The following is a 2860-nucleotide window of genomic DNA, read 5'->3' as shown; positions in this document are numbered from 1 at the left end:
TAATATTGGTAGTATCTTGCCAATTTCGAGGTAGTCCCTTCACCTTAAGCAAACGGGATAATTCGGCTTCCACCGCTGTTTGTAAGCGTACCCGATCTAGTCTATTCAAGTCAATTCCTTCTAAGCTTAGCTCTGGGATTTTAATAGTAATGTTCATATTAAGGAAAGGGAGTAGGGAGTAGGGAGTAGGGAGTAGGGAGTAGGGAGTAGGGAGTAGGGAGTAGGGAGTAGGGAGTAGGGAGTAGGGAGTAGGAGAGCCTGTTTACTTAATTACTATTAGAAACGCTATAGGATAACCGCTATAATAATTAGCCCCAATTCTCAAAACTTGCTTCTTGCCTGAACCGACGTTCAACACTTTTGCTATCCTAGCTTATCCTAACTCTATTAAATAACTCTGTCAAATAGAGCTATAATTTTTCACTTAATTTTTTAAAAAATACTGTTTTCGACAACAAAAATCCAATATCGTTTATTACCTACTCCCGATTCCCGATTCCCGATTCCCGATTCCCGATTCCCGATTCCCTGTTACCTACAAATCCAGACTTTATAATTATTAGTGTTACCAAAATTTAAATGATTAAGAAATATTACAATAATTTAAATAACTTGCATAAAGTAAATTTAAGTGTTTCAATGATTAATGAACACTAACGGACTAATTTTAAGGCGATGTACACCAATTTTATTGTTTCACCTTTTTTGAATCAATCTAGTGAACTAATTATTCCGGGTTCCCATGGATTTTATCCCTACCAAGAACCAATTAAACATACTTTGACTGGTTCTAAGCGGGCGATTTACATTACGATCAGGAATTTGCAGACTCTGGGCTATGCCACAGTCAGCGAGTGGAGTCCACTCCAACGGACTTACAATCCTGGGGAATACATTTGTATTTTGCAGCGCAATCTGATTCTGGATTAAGCTCATAACCTAGCTGGGGGGTCTTCCCCCTAGTGCCACAGTTAAGACTAGTTTATTGGTTGTGTACTATTCCTTGTTATGGGGGGGTAAGAGCCACCGAGGGGTTTAGCCTAAATTCCTCGTAAATAGAATTAATCAGTGGGTGATACATTGCCTTAAATTGGTTTACATTTGTAGTCATTGCCTTGAATTGGTTTACTTTTGTAGTCGTGGAAGTATTTTCCACGGCTATTTTTTTTGGTTTTGACTGTGGAAGCTGCTGTGGATAGTGTGGAATGTATTCTGGTGAAGGTGAGCATAGGTTAAGCATGGGTGAATGCCAGGAAAATAATTCACGGTATCTCAGTGCTGCAATGTTCTGGATGCGATGAAGCTTCGCTTCCGCTAAAAGCGATCGCGTTTGCAAGAATTAGCTCAAGAATTAGCACAAGATGAGTCGGTAGACCCAGAAGCGATCAGGCAAGGGGAAGCTGCCATGGCAGAAGCAGAAGCCAATCACCCCCGACCTGCGCTGAAATATCTTAGTGAATGCTTTAACTTATCCTTGTTTGAAGAAACAAGCTACGCATTCCCCCACCTCTCTAGGATGGAGGGGGTTAAGGAGCAACCCATTTAGTTATCGAAGTCGGGGACATTATTGTTATCTTGTCGTATTATCTTTTGTCTGCTAAAATATTAACTGTAATAGAGTTTGTTAGGAAGCGTAAAAACGTCAGCCAAAATCATAAGAACTGACAAGTGGCGACTTAATCCAACCCCCAATCAAAAAGCAGGGGTAGGGTGGGCAAATTCTATACATTTGACCATTTCAACAGTGATCATGTCCATTTGCCCACCCTACAAGATCAAGACCTTGAGGGGTAGGGTGGGCAAATAATCAGAATTTGACCATTTCAACAGTGATCATGTCCATTTGCCCACCCTACAAGATCAAGACCTTGAGGGGTAGGGTGGGCAAATTCTATACATTTGACAATTTCAACAGTGATCATGTCCATTTGCCCACCCTACAAGATATCCCCATCGGTGTTATTATTCAAGTATCCCCATTAAATCGTACTATTTACAGCAACAATGTCAAGGGAAAATATAGCAACCGTTGTTAAAATTATAGAATCTCTACCTGAGGCACAGCAGGAGCGAGTTATTGAGCATTTACGGGAATATATTGCTGATATTGAAGATGAATTACAGTGGGATGAATCTTTTCGGAAAACACAAACTAAGTTAGTAGAAGTAGCGAGACTTGCGAAACAACAAATTGCTCAAGGACAGGGGCAAGCAATGGATTATGATCAGTTATGAAGTCTGCTACCTTACCATCTTTTTGGTCAAACTATTATGATCTTCCTTTAGAAGTCCGTCAAGCAGCAAAAAAAGCTTATCAGTTATGGTCAAATAATCCTTTTCATCCTTCCCTACATTTTAAATGTATTAATCGTGATGAGGATATTTGGTCAGTTAGAATTACTAAAAACTATCGTGCTATTGGAATTTTGGAAAAGGATCAGGTTACATGGTTTTGGATCGGTAGTCATGATAAGTATGAGGCGTTTTTTGGATAAATTAGAGCTTAAGGAGTGGCGCTCGCTTTTGTCGGGTGGGCAAATTGGGAATAATTTATAATCAAAGACTAAAATTTTGTCCACCTATCTGACTACAAGATCAGCGTACGCACTGTAAGAGGTGTTTGGTGGGCAAATAATGAGAATTTGACCATTTCAACAGTGATCATGTCCATTTGCCCACCCTACAAGATTAGCGATCGCCTAAGCAACAGCAAAATCTGTGTATTGTCGCATTTTTGGCTCATGAAACGCTTCCCGAGTCCAGTTTCCTGGACTCGGGTTAGGATGTCCCCCACCTGGCGGGATTCAAAAAACTTCAGGGGTAGTGTGAGGGTATGCTTAATAAAGCCACTGACAAAGGA

At 40.3% G+C, this 2860-nt stretch carries 6 protein-coding genes; 5 read left to right on the top strand and 1 reads right to left on the bottom strand.

The features are described from left to right. Positions 1 to 705: 705 nt before the first annotated feature. The 5 genes from F6J94_RS32510 to F6J94_RS32490 all read left to right on the top strand — a co-directional run bounded on the left by F6J94_RS32510 (position 706) and on the right by F6J94_RS32490 (position 2495). Entirely contained in the window at positions 706 to 930 is a 225-nt protein-coding gene (locus tag F6J94_RS32510) for a hypothetical protein (protein ID WP_293047805.1), read from the top strand. 400 nt (positions 931 to 1330) lie between these two features. After that, positions 1331 to 1546: a hypothetical protein gene (locus tag F6J94_RS32505; protein WP_293047804.1), complete on the top strand. Its 216-nt coding sequence runs from the start codon at positions 1331 to 1333 to the stop codon at positions 1544 to 1546. A gap of 289 nt (positions 1547 to 1835) precedes the next feature. Beyond that, complete coding sequence (locus F6J94_RS32500; RefSeq protein WP_293047803.1) at positions 1836 to 2036, top strand: hypothetical protein; 201 nt, start codon at positions 1836 to 1838, stop codon at positions 2034 to 2036. After that, positions 2005 to 2235, top strand: coding sequence for a hypothetical protein (locus F6J94_RS32495; protein ID WP_293047801.1), 231 nt, complete (start codon positions 2005 to 2007; stop codon positions 2233 to 2235). Before F6J94_RS32500 ends, F6J94_RS32495 begins: the two co-directional genes overlap by 32 nt. Further along, positions 2232 to 2495 (top strand): hypothetical protein, encoded by a 264-nt coding sequence (locus F6J94_RS32490; RefSeq protein ID WP_293047800.1) that lies wholly within the window; start codon positions 2232 to 2234, stop codon positions 2493 to 2495. The genes F6J94_RS32495 and F6J94_RS32490 overlap by 4 nt, the downstream gene beginning before the upstream one ends. A 185-nt stretch (positions 2496 to 2680) precedes the next feature. Here F6J94_RS32490 and F6J94_RS32485 read toward each other — a convergent pair. Next, positions 2681 to 2860: hypothetical protein (locus tag F6J94_RS32485; protein ID WP_293047799.1), on the bottom strand; the 180-nt coding region annotated here is incomplete at its 5' end.

This window comes from Moorena sp. SIO1F2 (assembly GCF_010672755.1).
Taxonomy (GTDB): domain Bacteria; phylum Cyanobacteriota; class Cyanobacteriia; order Cyanobacteriales; family Coleofasciculaceae; genus Moorena.
The sequence above is the reverse complement of the archived record's forward strand: the minus strand, read 5'-3'. Positions and strand labels throughout refer to the sequence as shown.